The sequence below is a fragment of the Pseudomonas sp. DSP3-2-3 genome (assembly GCF_049898225.1).
Lineage (GTDB): Bacteria > Pseudomonadota > Gammaproteobacteria > Pseudomonadales > Pseudomonadaceae > Aquipseudomonas.
Window position 1 is genome coordinate 21507 of record NZ_JAFCXH010000004.1, and the last position, 17034, is coordinate 38540.

Annotated in this window: 16 protein-coding genes; 4 read left to right on the plus strand and 12 right to left on the minus strand. The window is 59.1% G+C overall.

All coding sequences use genetic code 11. From position 1 onward, the window contains the following. Window positions 1–192 precede the first annotated feature (192 nt). Entirely contained in the window at window positions 193–1032 is an 840-nt protein-coding gene (locus ACP7E4_RS06090) for an SDR family oxidoreductase (RefSeq protein ID WP_426113018.1), read from the plus strand. Between the two features lie 24 nt (window positions 1033–1056). Here the strand turns inward: ACP7E4_RS06090 and ACP7E4_RS06095 are convergent, their stop codons facing one another. Then, entirely contained in the window at window positions 1057–1461 is a 405-nt protein-coding gene (locus ACP7E4_RS06095) for a (R)-mandelonitrile lyase (protein ID WP_426113068.1), read from the minus strand. Between the two features lie 223 nt (window positions 1462–1684). On the opposite strand from ACP7E4_RS06095, the gene ACP7E4_RS06100 reads away from it, so the two are divergent. Continuing rightward, a complete protein-coding gene (locus ACP7E4_RS06100) occupies window positions 1685–2578 on the plus strand; it encodes a LysR family transcriptional regulator (RefSeq protein WP_426113016.1) in 894 nt (297 codons plus the stop codon). Between the two features lie 133 nt (window positions 2579–2711). On the opposite strand, the gene ACP7E4_RS06105 is transcribed toward ACP7E4_RS06100, so the two are convergent. From ACP7E4_RS06105 to msrB, 10 genes are all read right to left on the minus strand, one after another. After that, the gene (locus ACP7E4_RS06105; protein ID WP_426113014.1) at window positions 2712–4928 is read right to left on the minus strand and encodes a xanthine dehydrogenase family protein molybdopterin-binding subunit; all 2217 of its coding nucleotides are present in this window, start codon (window positions 4926–4928) and stop codon (window positions 2712–2714) included. After that, window positions 4925–5920: an FAD binding domain-containing protein gene (locus tag ACP7E4_RS06110; protein WP_426113012.1), complete on the minus strand. Its 996-nt coding sequence runs from the start codon at window positions 5918–5920 to the stop codon at window positions 4925–4927. The genes ACP7E4_RS06105 and ACP7E4_RS06110 overlap by 4 nt, the downstream gene beginning before the upstream one ends. Beyond that, complete coding sequence (locus tag ACP7E4_RS06115; RefSeq protein WP_426113010.1) at window positions 5920–6603, minus strand: (2Fe-2S)-binding protein; 684 nt, start codon at window positions 6601–6603, stop codon at window positions 5920–5922. Before ACP7E4_RS06115 ends, ACP7E4_RS06110 begins: the two co-directional genes overlap by 1 nt. Before the next feature lie 43 nt (window positions 6604–6646). Next, window positions 6647–7426: a carboxymuconolactone decarboxylase family protein gene (locus tag ACP7E4_RS06120; RefSeq protein WP_426113008.1), complete on the minus strand. Its 780-nt coding sequence runs from the start codon at window positions 7424–7426 to the stop codon at window positions 6647–6649. A 308-nt stretch (window positions 7427–7734) separates the two neighbouring features. After that, window positions 7735–8409, minus strand: coding sequence for a response regulator transcription factor (locus ACP7E4_RS06125; protein WP_426113066.1), 675 nt, complete (start codon window positions 8407–8409; stop codon window positions 7735–7737). An 86-nt stretch (window positions 8410–8495) separates the two neighbouring features. Continuing rightward, entirely contained in the window at window positions 8496–8819 is a 324-nt protein-coding gene (locus ACP7E4_RS06130) for a hypothetical protein (protein WP_426113006.1), read from the minus strand. A gap of 292 nt (window positions 8820–9111) precedes the next feature. Next, a complete protein-coding gene (locus ACP7E4_RS06135; protein WP_426113004.1) occupies window positions 9112–10179 on the minus strand; it encodes an NAD(P)-dependent alcohol dehydrogenase in 1068 nt (355 codons plus the stop codon). 85 nt (window positions 10180–10264) lie between these two features. Further along, window positions 10265–10969: a peptide-methionine (S)-S-oxide reductase MsrA gene (msrA, locus tag ACP7E4_RS06140; RefSeq protein ID WP_426113002.1), complete on the minus strand. Its 705-nt coding sequence runs from the start codon at window positions 10967–10969 to the stop codon at window positions 10265–10267. A gap of 31 nt (window positions 10970–11000) precedes the next feature. Then, window positions 11001–12776 carry a cytochrome c biogenesis protein DipZ gene (locus tag ACP7E4_RS06145; RefSeq protein WP_426112999.1) on the minus strand — a complete coding sequence of 592 codons (1776 nt, stop codon included), beginning with the start codon at window positions 12774–12776 and terminating at the stop codon, window positions 11001–11003. A 43-nt stretch (window positions 12777–12819) separates the two neighbouring features. Continuing rightward, entirely contained in the window at window positions 12820–13329 is a 510-nt protein-coding gene (gene msrB, locus ACP7E4_RS06150; protein WP_426112997.1) for a peptide-methionine (R)-S-oxide reductase MsrB, read from the minus strand. A gap of 150 nt (window positions 13330–13479) precedes the next feature. Here msrB and ACP7E4_RS06155 point away from each other — a divergent pair, with 150 nt between their 5' ends. Both ACP7E4_RS06155 and ACP7E4_RS06160 read left to right on the plus strand, forming a co-directional pair. Then, window positions 13480–14196 carry a response regulator transcription factor gene (locus ACP7E4_RS06155; protein WP_426112995.1) on the plus strand — a complete coding sequence of 239 codons (717 nt, stop codon included), beginning with the start codon at window positions 13480–13482 and terminating at the stop codon, window positions 14194–14196. Then, entirely contained in the window at window positions 14193–15713 is a 1521-nt protein-coding gene (locus tag ACP7E4_RS06160) for a sensor histidine kinase (protein WP_426112993.1), read from the plus strand. The genes ACP7E4_RS06155 and ACP7E4_RS06160 overlap by 4 nt, the downstream gene beginning before the upstream one ends. A 9-nt stretch (window positions 15714–15722) precedes the next feature. On the opposite strand, the gene ACP7E4_RS06165 is transcribed toward ACP7E4_RS06160, so the two are convergent. Beyond that, entirely contained in the window at window positions 15723–16865 is a 1143-nt protein-coding gene (locus ACP7E4_RS06165; protein ID WP_426112991.1) for an ATP-binding protein, read from the minus strand. Between the last annotated feature and the right edge of the window lie 169 nt (window positions 16866–17034).

The following is a 17034-nucleotide window of genomic DNA, read 5'->3' on the forward strand; positions in this document are numbered from 1 at the left end:
GAATCTACCTCACTAACCCATATATTAATGGCCGTATTGTTGAGCCACAAACAGCAATATAAGGTAGACCGCGCTCTTCGAAAAGAGAAGGAATAAACACACATGTGCACTTGTGCGCCAAACCGAAGTGCGAATCACAGCCGGTGCATAGCGATCAATCCGGTTGCTTACTCCAACTTCAGGAAGGCGATGATGAAAAATCTTACAAGGGTAACTGTCGTAATAGGCGCGGGCTCAATTGGCCAGGCCATCGCGCGCCGGGTCAGCGCAGGCAAACACGTTGTGCTGGCGGACCTGCGCCAGGAAAACGCCGATGCGGCGGCAAAGGTGCTGATGGATGCAGGCTTTGACGTCACCACGGCCGTGGTTGATGTGTCATCCCGGGAATCGGTCCAGGCACTGGTGAAGACCGCAACGGCCATTGGCGATATCACTGGTGTTATTCACGCCGCTGGGGTATCGCCCTCTCAGGCGCCGGTCGCCACTATCCTGCTTGTCGACCTGTACGGCACTGCGCTGGTGCTCGAAGAATTCGGCAATGTCATTGCTGCGGGCGGTTCCGGGATTGTCATTGCGTCACAATCCGGCCATCGCTTGCCCGCCCTGAGTGCTGAGCAAAACAAGGCACTGGCGACTACGCCGGTTGAAGAGTTGCTTGCCCTGCCGATGCTGCAAGCCGAGCAAATCACCGACCCGCTGAACGCTTACCAGATCTCCAAGCGCGCCAACTCGTTGCGGGTCATGGCCGAGGCTGTACGTTGGGGCAAACGCGGCGCGCGGGTCAATACGATCAGCCCGGGCATCATTTTCACACCGCTAGCCAGGGACGAATTGAGTGGCCCGCGCGGCGCAGGTTATCGCCGCATGCTCGATCTCAGCCCTGCGGGTCGCGGCGGTACGCCGGATGAAGTGGGCGCTGTGGGCGCCCTGCTCATGGGACCGGAAGGCACATTCATCACCGGCAGTGACTTCCTCATGGACGGCGGTGTGACCGCCTCTTACTGGTACGGCGATCTGGCGCCCGGGCAATAGTCTGGCCGGGCGCCATGACTGAGATCAGCGCGCCTCGGCATACTGCTCGTCGCTGACCTGCTCCATCCATTCAACCACTTTGCCATCCAGCACCTCGGCGACGGCGATGTGGGTCATCGCCGTGGTCGCGGTTGCGCCATGCCAATGCTTGACGTTTGGCGGGATCCAGACGGTATCCCCCGGCTTGATCAAGCGCACCGGCTGTCCCAATTGTTGCACCAGGCCCGAGCCCGCCGTGACAATCAAGGTCTGACCCAGCGGATGAGTGTGCCACGCAGTACGCGCGCCAGGTTCGAACGTCACAGTCGCGCCGCTGACCCGAGCGCCGTCTGTGCCCTTGAACGGCGCGTCAACACGCACGGTTCCGGTGAAATAGTCAGCGGGGCCTTTCGCCGAAGGCTGGGAGCCATTGGTATTGACGACAAGCATGGATTTCTCCTCGGCAGGTAAATCGAAAGCGAGCAATGACAGTGATAACGCGGTGACGGCGAGGCTTTTCATGAGGGTTCTCACTTGAACAATGGAAACGGACCTGGCCGGCAGGTCGCATCCTCGGTCAATGGCTGACCAACAATGGACCGCAAATTTAACAGCTGCGTATTGGGTTGATTAGACGCTAGAATCTTCAAACACTTATGCAAGGTGCTCATCAATGCTCCGGGAAAACGCCACTGATCTGCTCGCCTTTCTCGCTGTTGCACGGGAGCGGAGCTTTACCAAAGCTGCTGCCAAACTGGGGGTTTCTCAATCAGCGCTGAGCCATACCATTCGCAGCCTGGAAGCGCGCCTTGGCTTGCGCCTGTTGACCCGCACAACCCGCAGCGTGTCGCCCACCGAAGCTGGCGAACGCTTGATAAAGAGGGTCGGACCCCATTTCGAGGAAATCGAAATGGAACTGGTTGGCCTGAGCGACCTGCGCGACACCCCCACCGGCAGTATCCGTATCAACGCCATAGATCACGTCCTTGAGATGATCATCCGGCCCGTGCTCAACGAATTCCTTCCTAAATACCCGGACATCTCGGTAGAAGTCTGTTGCGACTACAGCTTCGTCGACATTGCCGCCCACGGCTTTGACGCGGGCGTGCGATTGGGCGAAGACGTTGCCGAAGGCATGATCGCCACCCGCATTGGCCCCGACCTACGCATGTCGGTGGTCGGCTCTCCCGCTTACTTTGCCAACCGAACATTGCCGCAGACACCCCGGGACCTCACCGACCATCAATGCAATAACCTGCGCTTACCCACCAACGGCGGTCTGTATGCCTGGGAGTTCGCCAAAGACGGCGAAAGCCTCAAGGCCCGCGTCACCGGCCAGATCACCTACAACGGCGTTTACCAACTGCTGCATGCGGCACTTGATGGTTTCGGCCTCAGTTATATTCCCAACGACTTGATCGCCCCGTACGTCAAGGCGGGCAGCCTGATTCATGTTCTGGAAGACTGGTCGCCATTGTTTGCCGGGTTCCATCTTTACTACCCGAGCCGACGCCAGGCCTCGCCAGCATTTGCCTTGCTGGTGGACGCGTTGCGCTACAAGGCCTGATGTCCAACAGATCGGTTTGTCCTGTTCAATCCATTCCGGGCCTGCTGGATAACCCTGGGGGCTCAACATTAAAAAAGGCCACCCCTCAACGGAGCAAACCGAGATGGCCTTGTAACCTTATGGATGCGCAGGCTCAGAGCCCCGCCATCAGCTTTTCCTTGGTGATCGGCAAGCTGCGGATGCGCTTGCCAGTGGCGTGATAGACCGCATTGGCCACCGCCGCCGCCAATCCGGTGACGCCGATTTCGCCAATGCCACGGGCGCCGAACTCGCTGAGGTTGAGATCCGGGTAATCCAGCAGGGTGATATCCATTTCTGGCTGATCGGCATGCACCGGCACGGCGTATTCGGCGAAGTTGTTGTTGACCGGCAAACCGCTGCGCGGATCGTGTTCGGTCGCTTCGAACAACGCCATACCGATGCCCATGACAATCGCGCCCTCGACCTGATTGCGCGCGGCCAGGGGGTTGACCACTTTGCCGACATCAATGGCGCTGACCACCCGGGCCACGCGCAGCCGGGAAATACCCGGGTCCCAGCGCACCTCGACAAAATGCACACCGAAGGAGCGGAAAGAATGCTCGCCAGCCTTGGCCGGACCGCTCTGGAAGTTGCCTTCCGCTCGGGCCAGGCGCTGTTTGCCAAGCACGTCGGCAAAACTCACCCGTTGTTCGCCGTTGAGCAGATACCCATCCTGGACATCCAGCGTGGTGGCATCGGCGCCGGGAAACTGCCCGCCGCTCAGCACCGCATACTCGCGCAGTTTGTTCAGCGCCTGGCGCGTAGCACCGGCAATGGCCGGCATCACACTGGCGGTGACCCATGAGCCACCGGACATCGCCCCCGGCGGATACGCCGAACTGCCCAGCTGCACTTCAATGCGCTCCATGGGCAGGCCGGTCAATTGACTGATGGTCTGGGCGACGATGGTATAGGTGCCGGTGCCGATGTCCTGCACCGCGCATTGCGCCAAAGCAGTCCCGTCGGCGCGCAAAATCACCCGCGCATCGGTTGGCACCTGATAAGCATCCCAGTTGCAGGCGCCCATACCGTAACCGATGATTTCGTCCCCTTCGCGCATCGAGCCAATGGCCGGATTGCGTTGCCGCCAGCCGATGCGTTCAGCGGCGACATTGATCGCCTCGGGCAGATGATTGCTGGACCACGGCAGGCCCACACTTTCATCTCTGGTCGCCAGGTTCAACTGACGAAAGTCCAGCGGATCCATGCCGTTGGCCAACGCCATTTCGTCGATAGCCGACTCCAGAGCAAACAACCCCGGCGCAGCGCCAGGCGCCCGCATCGAGGTCGGTGTGCCACGGTTCACCGGGCTATTTTTGTGCGAGACCAGTACGTTGGGGCAGGAATACAGGCTCTTGGTCACACCGCCACATGCCTCGGTGTAGGCATCGGTAGTGGAAGTGCTGCTGTAGGATTCGTGGCGGATGGACACCAGCTTGCCCTGCGCGTCGGTGGCCAAACGCATGCGCTGCAAGGTTTCCGGACGATGGCCCACCGTGGTGAACATCTGCGCTCTGGGCAACATCAATTGCACCGGGCGATTAGTGACCTTCGCGGCCGCACAGGCGGCGATGGAATGCGGCCAGGGCCACAACTTGCTGCCGAAGCCAGAGCCGATAAAGGGCGCGCGAACCTCGACACGGTCAGGTGGCAAATCGAAACTGTTCGCCAGCACGTTGCGGTGATTCGTCACCGCCTGGCTGGCTTCGTACAGAAACAGGCGACCGTCCTGCCACCAGGCCGTAGTCGCATGCATTTCCATCGGGTTATGGGTTTCAACCGGCGTGGTATAGGTCACATCAAGGCGCATTGCCGCCGCTTGAAAGGCCGGCTCCGGGGTGCCGCGAGCATGGCCTCGGCCACCCTCCCGCGCGCCCTGAGTGCGCAACGCATCCGCCAGACTCTTGACCGGTTCGGCGCTCTCATAATCCACATTGACCCGATAGGCAGCAGCCCTCGCCTGCTCGAAACTTTCCGCCACCACCAAGGCCACGAACTGGCCGGGATAGCTGACGCGGTCATCTTCGAACGGCAGGCGGCGTTCATCCAGTCTGGCGGCACTCAGAATCGCCGCGAAGGTCATGGGCGTTTCCGGGGTGCGATGCAGTCTGGGGAAATTTCCGTGATGCAAAATGGTAACGACGCCAGGCATGTTTTTCGCCTGTTCGTCCTTGATCGCCAGAATTCGACCTTTGGCGATGCTGCTGTAGACGCCGTACGCATAGAGCATGCCGGGCATGGGATGGTCGGCGGCATAGCGTGCCACGCCGCTGACCTTCAAGCGTCCATCAATGCGACGTTGGGGTTTTCCGATCACTGACTCGCTCATACCGAACTCCTCGCCGTAAGGTCACGAAGATTGCGCACCACGACCTGCTGGCCAAGAGGGATCTTGAACGCGTTGTGCTCGTAAGGATGGGCACCCTGCATGGCCAGCTCGGCGACCTTGCCAAAGGTTTCCAGCGTCGCCTTCTGACCGATCAACGCGCGCTCCGCGTCAACCGCTCGCCAGGGTTTGGTGCCAACGCCGCCGAGCGCAACCCGGGCGTTGGTAATCCGCTGACCGTCCATGACCACAATCACTGCGCTGGAGGCCAAAGCGAACTGATAGGAAGTGCGATCCCGCAACTTGAGGTAGGACGAGCGACTGCCCGACAGCGGCGCGTCCAGGGTCACGTGGGTGATCAGCTCATGAGGCGCCAAAGCGTGTTCTTTCCAGGGCGTATCGCCGGGCAATAAATGGAAGTCGCCGAACGCGATATCCCGGGAACCGCTTGCGCCTTGCACCGTCACCTGCGCACCGATTGCCGCCATGGCCACGCACATGTCTGAAGGATGGGTGGCGATGCAATGATTACTGGTGCCCAACACCGCATGAACACTTCGATTCAAGCCACCGATGGCCGCGCAACCGGAACCTGGCTGGCGTTTGTTGCACGGCGAAATGCCGTCACGGTAATAGTTGCAACGCACACGTTGCATGACATTGCCCGCCGTGGTCGCCTTGTTGCGCAACTGCGTGGAGGCACCCGCAAGCAGCGCCTGGGAAAGTACCGGGTAATGCTCGCGAACCTGCGGATGGCGGGCCAGGTCAGTGTTGCTGACCAATGCGCCGATACGCAGGCGACCGTCTGGTAAAGCCTCGATCTGCTTGAGCGAGAGGCGATTGATGTCCACCAGTTGATCCGGCTGCATGACGTCCAGCTTGACCAGATCCAGCAACGTGGTACCCCCGGCCAGATAGAAGCGCTGACCCTGGCCGGAGCTGATAGTCACGGCCTGGGCGGGCGAATCGGCCCGTGCATAATCGAATGTGCGCATCAGACCGTCCCTCGCATTTTCGAGCGCGCGGACTGCACCGCGGCCAGGATGTTCTTGTACGCACCGCAGCGGCAGATATTGCCACTCATGGCCTCGCGCACACTGGCATCGTCGGTCGGCATATTCGGGTCATTGAGAATCGCCACGGCACTCATGATCTGCCCAGGGGTGCAATAACCGCACTGGTAAGCGTCATGATCCCAAAAGGCTTCCTGCACCGGATGCAGTTCGTCACCCTGGGCAAGGCCTTCTATGGTGGTGATGCTTTCGCCGTCGTGCTGCACGGCAATGGACAGGCATGAATTGATCGCCACACCGGCAACCAGCAAGGTGCAGGCGCCACATTGCCCGTGATCACAGCCCTTCTTGGTGCCGGTCAGCTGCAAGCGGTCGCGCAGTACATCGAGGAGGATGGCGTTGGTGGGCACATTCAGGGTATGCGTCTGGCCGTTGACCATCAGGCGGATGCGCTGCTCGCCAACACCCGGTGTGTCGGGGTCTTCGATCACGGCGACAGGTGCGACCTGAGCGGCCACGACGCTTTCCGGTATCCAGGTTGAGATAGTCGCGGCGGCGATACCCGACGCGCCGAACTTGAGAAAACTGCGACGCGTGGGCCTTGCCTCGGCAAGCGGGGCATCTACTTCAGGCACTGTCTGCTGCAGTGTTTTGGGGTCTGTCATCAGGGTCACCATGAGCGGAAATATCAAGGTCAGCGAGTCGGTTTCAGCCTTGGCTGCGCCGCGACTCAAACACGGCTTTCAATACCGGCACTGCCGACATCGCCTTTGGCCAACCGACGTAAAACGCCAGGTGGGTCACCACTTCGGCGGCCTGGCTTTCGGTCAAGCCGTTGTCCATCGCGCGGTTGAGGTGGAACGGCAACTGGGCGGCCTGCCCTTGGGTAATGAGCGAAGCGACGGTAATCAAGCTGCGGTCGCGAGCCGTCAGGTCGGTCTGTCGCCAGAGCTCGGCGAACAATACTTCGTTGGTGTAGCGTCCGAGCGCGGGCGCGACGTCGCCGGTCGCGGCCTCGACAGCGGCCTTGCGCTTGACCTCGCTGGCGGGATCCAGGGTCAACGGCTCAGTCGGCGGCGGGACGATCTGTTCGGCCGGTATGCCGCGTTCAGTGAAGACTTTTTTTGCCACGCCGACTGCCGACATCGCGTTGGGCCAGCCCGCATAAAACGCCAGGTGAGTAATCAGTGCACTGATTTCGCTGGGCTTGAGGCCATTGTCCAGGCCGAGCTTGAGATGCCCGGTCATCTGCGCGGTTTGCCCGCCACTCACCAGCGCTGCGAGGGTGATCAAGCTGCGATCCCGGGGCGCCAACTCCTGACGCTTCCAGACTTCACCAAACAACAGATCAGTCGTGTACTGATACAACTGCGGCGTGACCTCAAGAACATCGGGCGATGGTTTGGGGTCAGGCTTGCCGCCACCCGAATTGCCCTCGGCACAAGCGGCAAAAAATAAAGTAGCGAGCGCGGCTCCGACTAGTTTCATGCGTAGGTACCTGAGCTCGATAAGCAAACGAAGGCCCGACGGTACCCCAGCTATTTATACGTAACTATATGCTTCAAACTGCATAGAGTTATGAGGCGAAATCATCAATTGCGATAGCTGCGGCAAACTCTAGTGTCTGGCTGTATTCGCTTGATCGGACGATACATTTAGTAATCAATTAACCTGCTACGCAAGGGACTCTTCGCTGAGTCGCGACGCATTTTATCTCCACCAGCAGACCCGGTCTGGCGAGATCGCTGACCTGGACCGAGCGGCCACATTCGTCGAGAAGCGACCTTCCCTTGCGCTCACTGTGGGCCTTGTAACTTGTAGCCTACCCCGTGATGGGTATGCAGCAAAGGCATGTCAAAAGACTTATCGATAGCCTTGCGCAACAAGTAGATATTACTGCGCAAGCTATCGGTGTCCGGAGTATTGGTACCCCAAATCGCTTCTTCAAGTTCCTTTCGCTTGACCACCAATGGGCTCTTGCGCATCAACAATTCGAGAAACACCAGATTGGTCGGGTTTAGCTTAAGCAGTTTTCCGCCACGGCTGACTTCGAGAGAGTCCAGGTCGTAGGTCAGGTCATGAACTTGAAGCGTGCGCTTACTTAACCCCGCTGAGCGGCGGGCGACCGCTTCGACGCGAGCGAAAAGTTCGGATAAAGCGAACGGTTTGACAATGTAGTCATCCGCTCCCACTTTGAACCCTGCCAGGCGATCACTTAATTCATCGCGCGCTGTAAGCATCAAGATGGGAACATGTTGCCTGGTATTTTCTCGCAGGTTTTTACACACCAGATTGCCATCCATGCCGGGCAGCATAAGGTCCAGTATGATCGCATCGTAGTTGCCCGTTACCGCCAGATGCAGCCCAGTCAATCCGTCCAGGGCGCCAACTACTTCACACCCTTTAAGCGTGAAATATTCGCTTATATTGGCAAGAATATCCTTGTGATCCTCGATAACAAGTATTCGCATATGTCCCTCTTCATTATTATTCAAACGCGTCCCTGCCCACCCCTGCCAACAAACCGGACAAAACCGTCTTGAATGTCAGACTGACGTTATGGATGGCCATTCGGCGCGGTCCGGACATACCGTTGAACCAGACGCAGGCCCGCCAGCGGTAGCCCGACACCTGCAATAAATATGCTCCACACAATGCTTTCGAGGCCGAACGCTATCAACGCTCCGCCAACGAAAGTTACCGGAAATACCGGAAACAACACTATACAAATCAATAATGCGTGAGTACCCAAAAACTTTTTTAGTCGGCCTTTCGCGTTGAAGATGCAGACCATCCAAAGCAAAGTCCAAAAACCGATACTCACTAAATAAAGGGCTAGATGAAGTAAATCCCCCACCATTCCGTACCCATGCATATCCATTCCTCCACACCGGGTTGCGGCTCAATCTTTACATCTGTAGACAGTGACCTGCGCAGCTTACTCCATTTCCCGACAGTGAAGGCGCGGCAATCCGTCCCTGGCCGCCGCGCCAGCCGATGAACATTGTTTAGTTATCGTTTAATGATGGTGAATAACTGCAGGCAAAAAACGATCGGCAGCGTTCGTATCGTCCGCGGATATGCAGGCCTGTTTACGGTGACGAGAGATAAACCCTGGGGGCGAAGTTCCACTGCTCCAGGCTCGAATGGGAGTCGAGCCCGGAGCGGTTAAATCAAGCTGCCTCGGCGTCTTTCTTGAGGCTGTTCATGTCAATCACGAATCGGTACTTCACGTCGCCTTTGAGCATGCGCTCGTAGGCTTCGTTGATGTTCTGGATGTCAATCATCTCGATATCCGAAACGATCCCGTGTTTGGCGCAAAAATCCAGCATGTCCTGGGTTTCCTGGATGCCACCGATCAATGAACCGGCCAGGCTGCGACGTTTGAAGATCAGATTGAATACGGTGGGTGATGGGTGCGGACTGTCAGGAGCACCGACCAGCGTCATGGTGCCGTCGCGCTTGAGCAGCGAGAGAAAGGCGTCCAGGTCATGTGGCGCTGCCACGGTGTTGAGAATGAAATCCAGGCTGTTGGCAAACTTCGCCATCTCATCAGGATTCTTCGACACCACGACTTCATCGGCGCCCAGGCGCAGGCCGTCTTCACGCTTGTTCGGCGAGGTGGTGAACAGCACCACGTGCGCGCCCATGGCGTGAGCGATCTTGACAGCCATGTGACCTAAGCCACCCAGACCGACAACGCCGACTTTCTGGCCTGGTCCGACTTTCCAGTGGTGCAGCGGAGAATAGGTGGTAATGCCAGCGCAGAGCAGCGGCGCCACGGCCGCCAGATTAGTGTCGTCATGAGCGATGCGCAGGACGAATTTCTCTTTGACCACGATGTTGTCCGAGTAGCCACCAAAGGTGTTCTCGCCGCCAAAAACCGGGCCGTTGTAGGTACCGGTAAAACCGCTTTCACAATACTGCTCTTCGCCTTCGGCGCAGGAAGCACAATGCTGACAGCTATCGACCATGCAGCCAACGCCTGCAAGATCGCCCACTTTGAACTTGCTGACGTTGGCGCCCACTGCGGTTACGCGGCCGACAATTTCATGACCCGGAACCGATGGATACAGGGTGTTTTGCCACTCATTACGGGCGGTGTGCAAGTCGGAATGGCACACACCGCAGAACAGGATTTCGATCTGCACATCGTCGGCGCCTGGCGCGCGACGTTCGAAGGTGAACGGTTTGAGCGATTCTTTGGGACTTTGCGCTGCGTAGCTATAAGTCTTGGCCATTGCAATCACCTCTTGATGGACATTGAGTACAAGCTGACCAGCATAGCGGCTGAATCGTTCAAGAGAATGACCGCTTGACCTTGCGCTACATCCCCGCCTTTACCAGTACTGGTTCATCTTGATAACGATCAGGATACAACTGCTTCAACTGCGCCACTTTGGGTAAATCGTTGATCACGATGTACGGATGCATGGGATGGCGGGTCAGGAAGTCCTGATGTTCGTCTTCGGCCGGGTAGAAGCCGTTGAAAGTTTCCAGCTTGGTGACTATGGGCTTGTTGAACGAATGCGCGGCGTCCAGCTGAGCGATGTAAGCCTGGGCAATACGTTGCTGTTCGCTGCTTTTGGTGAACAGCGCCGAACGATACTGGGTGCCGCGATCCGGGCCCTGACGATTGAGTTCGGTCGGGTTGTGGGCCACGGAAAAGTAGATTTGCAGCAGGGTGCCGTAACTGACCTGAGCGGGATCGAAAGTGACTTCCACGGATTCCGCATGGCCAGTATCGCCGTCGCTGACCCGCTCGTATTGGGCGGTGTCGGCGGCCCCACCGGCGTAACCGGAAACGGCCTGTTTGACGCCTTTGACATGCTCGAACACGCCCTGTACGCCCCAAAAGCAGCCGCCGGCAAACACGGCCGTTTCACTGTGGGCCTGGGAGGTTTCGTCAACGGCTGGCGGGGCCAGACGTACCGCGTCTTCAGCGGCGAAGGCGGCTACGGAACATTGACCGATAAAGCCGGCTGCGGCCAGTTGCAACACAATCCGGCGCAACGTAAATGGGGTTTTCATGAGTGCGACTCCTTAATCCAATGAATGATGATCAACCGAAAGTAAAGGCATACGCCGACGCGCCCGGATCGAGAAACTCAATGCTGAAGGTTCGGTCCTGCACGCTGCCGGGCTGGCGCACCAGCTGGTACAGGCGTTGTTCGGTCACGCTGCCGCTGCCGTCGGGGGCCACATCCGTGCCGTGAGCGTCACCCGGCGCTTTGCCGTCGATCAGCACCTTGAAGCGCACCGGTTTGCCATCCGCGCCTGGCCCTAACACCAGGTGCAAGTCCCGCGCATGAAAACGGTAAACAATGCGACTCGCCGAGGCGTCGGCAGTGGCCTGCTCGGCGCCGACCTTCCATTTACCTTCCAGACTCCAGTCATTGAGCGCCAGCTGCGGCGCTGGGCTGTAGGTCTTCGCGGTGTCCGGCAGCAGGCCTTTTGCAGGGACGAACTGCTCCGCGCGCTGATAGCCGACATAGGTTTCCGGGGATTGCACGTCGTTCATGTCCGCCGCCTGCTGCACACCCTGGGCGTTGGCAGTGATCAGACCGTCGGCGACCTTGGTGGCACCCGCTTCACGCAGCAATTGCTGGATGACCCGTTCCGATTCAGCGTAATCGCCCTCGCCAAAGTGGTGATAGCGAATGCGGCCCTGGGCGTCGGCAAAATAGTGGGCCGGCCAGTATTGGTTATTGAAAGCACGCCAGATCTTGTAGTCGTTGTCGACGGCCACCGGATAAGTGATACCCAGGTCTTTCATGGCCTTGGTGACATTCTTGATATCGCGTTCAAAGGCAAATTCCGGCGCGTGCACGCCAATCACCACCAAATCCTGATCGCGGTATTTCTCGGCCCAGGCTTTTACATACGGCAACGTGCGCAGACAGTTGATGCAGGAGTAAGTCCAGAAATCCACCAGCACCACTTTGCCCTTCAACGCCTCGGCAGTCAGCGGCGGCGAATTGAGCCACTGCACCGCGCCGCCCAGTGACGGCAGATTGCCCTCGATCGGCAAGCTATCCGACGCCTGATTGGCGGCTTTCATCATGCTCCCGCTGCCTGTGTTCTGCGCCATCATTGCCCCGTTGCGACTCGGCGATTTATCCGCCAGACGACCAACCAGCGCCTGTTCGATGCCGCCGGTGGATGCCGTCGATACCTTGGCCAGAATTCCTGTATCCAGTCCCAGTGCAATCGCTGCCACGCCAGCCAGCATGGCGACGCCCAACCCTCGTCGTACCCACTCGCCAGCACCGATAGAACGCTTCATCGCCGCGAAAACCTTACCGCCCAGCAGCAGCGCAACGGCGAGCGAGGTGCAGGCGCCTGCAGCGTAAGCCAGCAATAACAAGGTCGTGCCGATACTTGCGCCTTGCAGTGCTGCGCCGGTCAGCACCAGGCCCAGAATTGGCCCGGCGCACGGTGCCCACAGTAAACCGGTGGCGACACCGATCAGAAACGACGCACCGGGACGCGGCCGGGGATCGTTGCCCGCAGCTTCGGACAATCGACCACCGGCGGCCACCAACGGCCGGGTCAGGCGCTCGGCGAGTTTCGGCAACACCAGCGTCAGGCCGAATAAGGCGACGAACAGCAACGCCAGCCAGCGCCCGTATTGATTGACCTGCACCACCCATCCGCCGCCAACCGCCGCCAGCGTGGCAACGAGGGCGAAGGTCAGCGCCATCCCGGCCAGCAGCGGCAGGCCGCTTTTCATGAATGGCTGCCCGGTGCGGGCGAAGACAAACGGCAGTACCGGCAAAATGCATGGGCTGACAATGGTCAGCACGCCGCCGAGATAAGCAAGGATCAGGAGCCACATAAGTTCGACCTGCATCAAATAATTGAAAGTAAGCAATCAGCGGTCATGCCGCCTGGGGTTTGAAGTTCATCGCCACACCGTTCATGCAATAGCGCAAGCCGGTGGGTTTGGGCCCGTCGCTGAACACGTGGCCCAGATGGCCGCCGCAGCGCGAGCAATGCACTTCATCGCGTGATACGCCGAAAGACCGATCAGTCTGAACCACCACAGCCTTGTCCAGCGATTGCCAGAAACTCGGCCAACCGGTGCGGCTGTCGAATTTGCTCGCCGAGGAAAACAACGGCAGATCGCAACCGGCGCAGACAAAAACACCGTCACGGTGTTCGTCGTTCAGCGGGCTGCTGTAAGGCCGCTCGGTGTCCTGTTCGCGCAGCACCTGATACTGCTCGGCGCTGAGCAACGCGCGCCATTGCGCTTCGCTGTGCGTGACCTCGAACACCTGCGCTGCGCTGGCGTCATCGACCAGCATCGGGAATCGGCTCGACATGCCGAGCGCCAATGCGGCAAAGCCTGCCCCGCCGCTCACTATCAGAAACTGCCGCCGTGAAAACATGATCTTCTCCAAAACATCCAGGTGGATGGCATGGAACACAGCCTAGGCGCGCAGTGATCGCCAAATCCTCACGTGAAGTTAAACAATTCGTGATAACTCGGGCCGTGGAAAACCCGCACAATGGGCCATCGCGCTGAAGGATTTAACTGAATGGAACAGACCAAACGGGTTCTCGTGGTCGAGGACGACGTGCATATCGCCGACCTCATCTGCCTGCATCTGCGCGATGAGCAGTTTGACGTCGTGCACTGCGCCGATGGCGATGAAGGCATGCGCCTGCTGCAGCAGGGCAATTGGGACGCGCTGATCCTCGACCTGATGCTGCCCGGCGTCGATGGCCTGGAAATCTGCCGCCGCGCCCGCGCCATGGCCCGTTACACGCCGATCATCATCACCAGTGCGCGGTCCAGCGAGCTGCATCGCATTCTCGGGCTGGAGCTGGGCGCCGACGATTACCTGGCCAAACCCTTTTCCATGCTCGAACTGGTGGCGCGGGTCAAAGCGCTGCTCAGGCGCGTGGACGCCATGGCGCGCAACCTGAAGATGGACGCCGGGAGCCTGATCACCGGTGGGCTCAATATCGACCCGATCACCCGTGATGTGTCCCTGGAAGGTCGTCGGCTAGAGCTCACGCCTCGGGAGTTCGACCTGTTGTATTTCTTCGCCCGCCAGCCCGGCAAGGTGTTCTCGCGCATGGACCTGCTCAACGCGGTGTGGGGTTACAGCCACGAAGGCTACGAACACACGGTCAACACCCATATCAATCGCCTGCGTTCGAAAATCGAAGCTGATCCGGCACAGCCGGCGCGCATCCTGACGGTATGGGGCCGAGGCTACAAATTTGCCGCCTCGGAGGAACAGCCATGAGGCTGACCCTGACCAAACGCCTGTCGTTGGTGTTCGCCGTGCTACTGCTGGTGTGCTGCGGCACGTCAGCGTGGATGCAGGTACGCGCCAACCGGATGCATGAGCTGGAAGTGGTCCAAGGGCTGTCGCGCGATCTGGCGCAACACATTGCTCGCGATACGGTGCTGATGGACAGCAAAGGCATGATGCCGGGCGCGGTCCGCAACCTGTTCAATCAGCTGATGCTGGTCAACCCCAGTGTCGAAGTCTATCTGCTCGACACCGATGGACGGATCGTCGGCAGCGCTTCACCCGAGGGCCGGATACGTCGGGACAGGATTGATCTGGCCCCCGTGCATCGTTTGCTTCAAGGCGATGCCCTGCCAATACTCGGTGACGATCCGCGCAGCGACCAGGCGCGGAAGGTGTTCAGCGCCGCGCCGCTGACGGTGGATGGCAAGCCGGCAGGCTATCTCTACGTGGTGCTGCTCAGCGAAGAGCACGATCGCCTGGCCGAGCGCGGCGCCACCAGCGCGGCGCTCAACACCGCATTGCTGTCCATCGGGCTGGTCGCGCTGCTGTGCCTGATCGCGGGCCTCACGGCTTTCGCCCTGATCACCCGACCGTTGCGGCGTCTCACCGAAACCGTCAGCCAGTTCGATATCGACGGTGCTCCGGTCGCACCGCCGACAACAGCACCTTCTGAACAGGCCACCGGCCACGATGAAATTGCCATGCTCGACGCCGCGTTCCGCCAGATGCAGACGCGCCTCAGTGCCCAATGGAATTCTTTGACCCGCCAGGATCAGGAACGCCGCGAACTGGTCGCGAATATCTCCCACGACCTGCGTACCCCGCTGGCTTCGCTGCATGGCTATCTGGAAACCCTGTCGCTCAAGGACGCAACCTTGTCCCCCGCCGACCGCCGCCGTTATCTGGGCATCGCGCTGGATCAGAGCCGCAAGGTCGGCGGGCTGGCGCAATCGCTTCTGGAACTGGTGCGGCTGGAGCACGGTTTCGTGCAACCGGTGCTGGAGCGTTTCCCGCTGACCGATCTGGTGCAGGATATCTTTCAGAAATTCGAACTGACGGCCGAGGCGCGGCGTGTCGAACTCAAGGCTTCCTTCGCCCCCAACGTGTCGGCCGCCTGCGCTGACCTCGGCCTGATCGAGCGAGTGCTGACCAATCTGTTTGACAACGCATTACGCCATACGCCCGAAGGTGGGGAAATCGAACTCAGCCTGCGCCCGCAAGGCGCCTTTATCGAAGTCACCATCAGCGACACCGGCCCCGGCATAGCCACCGAACTGCGCGAAGGCCTGTTCCTGCGGCCGTTCAACATCGGCGGGTCACGTCGCGATGGCGGCCTGGGGTTGCGCATCGTGCATCGCATCCTGCAATTGCACGGTCGCGATATCCAGCTGATCGACGTTCCCGGACGCGGCGCGACGTTCCGCTTCTCCTTGCCGGTGGATCGGGAAACGGCGGAGCAAGGGGCGGTTCGCTCGATGAATGTGAATTCACTGGGAAATAGCTGAACGTTTCGATCAGGCTTGGCTGGACAGGTAATCCAGGGGTATGCGCACCGTAAACGTAGTGCCCACCCCTGCTTTTGAAAAAACTTCGATGCTGCCGTGATGGGCCGTAACGATAGCCGATGCGATGTGCAGCCCAAGGCCCAGGCCTGCCCCGGAACCGTATTGATGATTGCCGTTCTGGTGATGTCTGATCATCGGATTGAAGATGCTGCCAATAGCGTCCGCCGTGATGGGCGCACCCTGGTTGGTTACCGAAAGCTCAGCCATCTCGCCGTCCGAACGCAGCACCACGGATATCGGCTGCGATTCATCTCCGTGTTGCACCGCATTGCCAATCAGGTTCGCAACGACCTGTTCCATTCTGGGATTGTCAAAATCCCCAATGACCGCCTCAGGACATTCAAAATCGATGTCGCACTCCGGGTGGTAAGCTCTCGCCTCTTCTACCATCCCTTCACAGGCTATTGCCAGGTCGCAACTCGACGGCTGAATCGGAATGCCCGATCCTAACTGTGTCCGCGTAAAATCGAGAAGGTCGCCGACGATCTTGCTCGCGCGTTTGACACTCGTGTAGATCCGGGAGGCAATCTTTGTGGGTTTGGCCGGTAAGTCGCCTGCCCGCAACAGAACCTCGGAGCTCAGCAGGATCGCCCCCAGCGGACTTCTCAGATCATGGCCCAGGATGCCCAGAAATATGTTGCGAGCCACATCGACAGCGCCTGAATAGCTGACCACCGATTCAGCAAGTGCCTGATCGATTGCCTCGTTGAAACGAATGATGTCCATCATCTCGGCTTCGTTTCCCGCACTGCTATGCGGCATCCACAACATCAGCACACTGGTGCGCAGTGCCCGGTATTCAGAAACCATCTGGCCGATGGTGAAACCCGAAGACTGGCGGATGATCGCATGGGTTTCCGCCGGAGTTTCAAGCTCTGTCGAAGGTGCCTCGCCGTGAGACTTGGCTATCTGTTCTTTGACCGTTTGTGACGTTCGCAGGTCAGCCGCAATCGTTTGCAACATCTGCTCGGCATGGTCACGCAGCGCCGCCGAATCCATGGTGTCCGAGGCTGGCGACACGGTTTTGGCAAAGTCTTCCCACGCCTGGAGAATGGGCTCGATGTTTTCTACGATGAAATCGGCAATACGCATGCGAGGGCTCACTCGTTGAGTGTTCGAGATTCGGCCGCTGTTCGATATATCGATGAGCGCTCATGCTCCAGGATTACCTGGATGTGCACAGTCGACTACAACCTGGATATAGCGAAAGCGGATGACTCGTTGCTTGACCATATGGTTATTCACTCTGCGGCGAATTTGC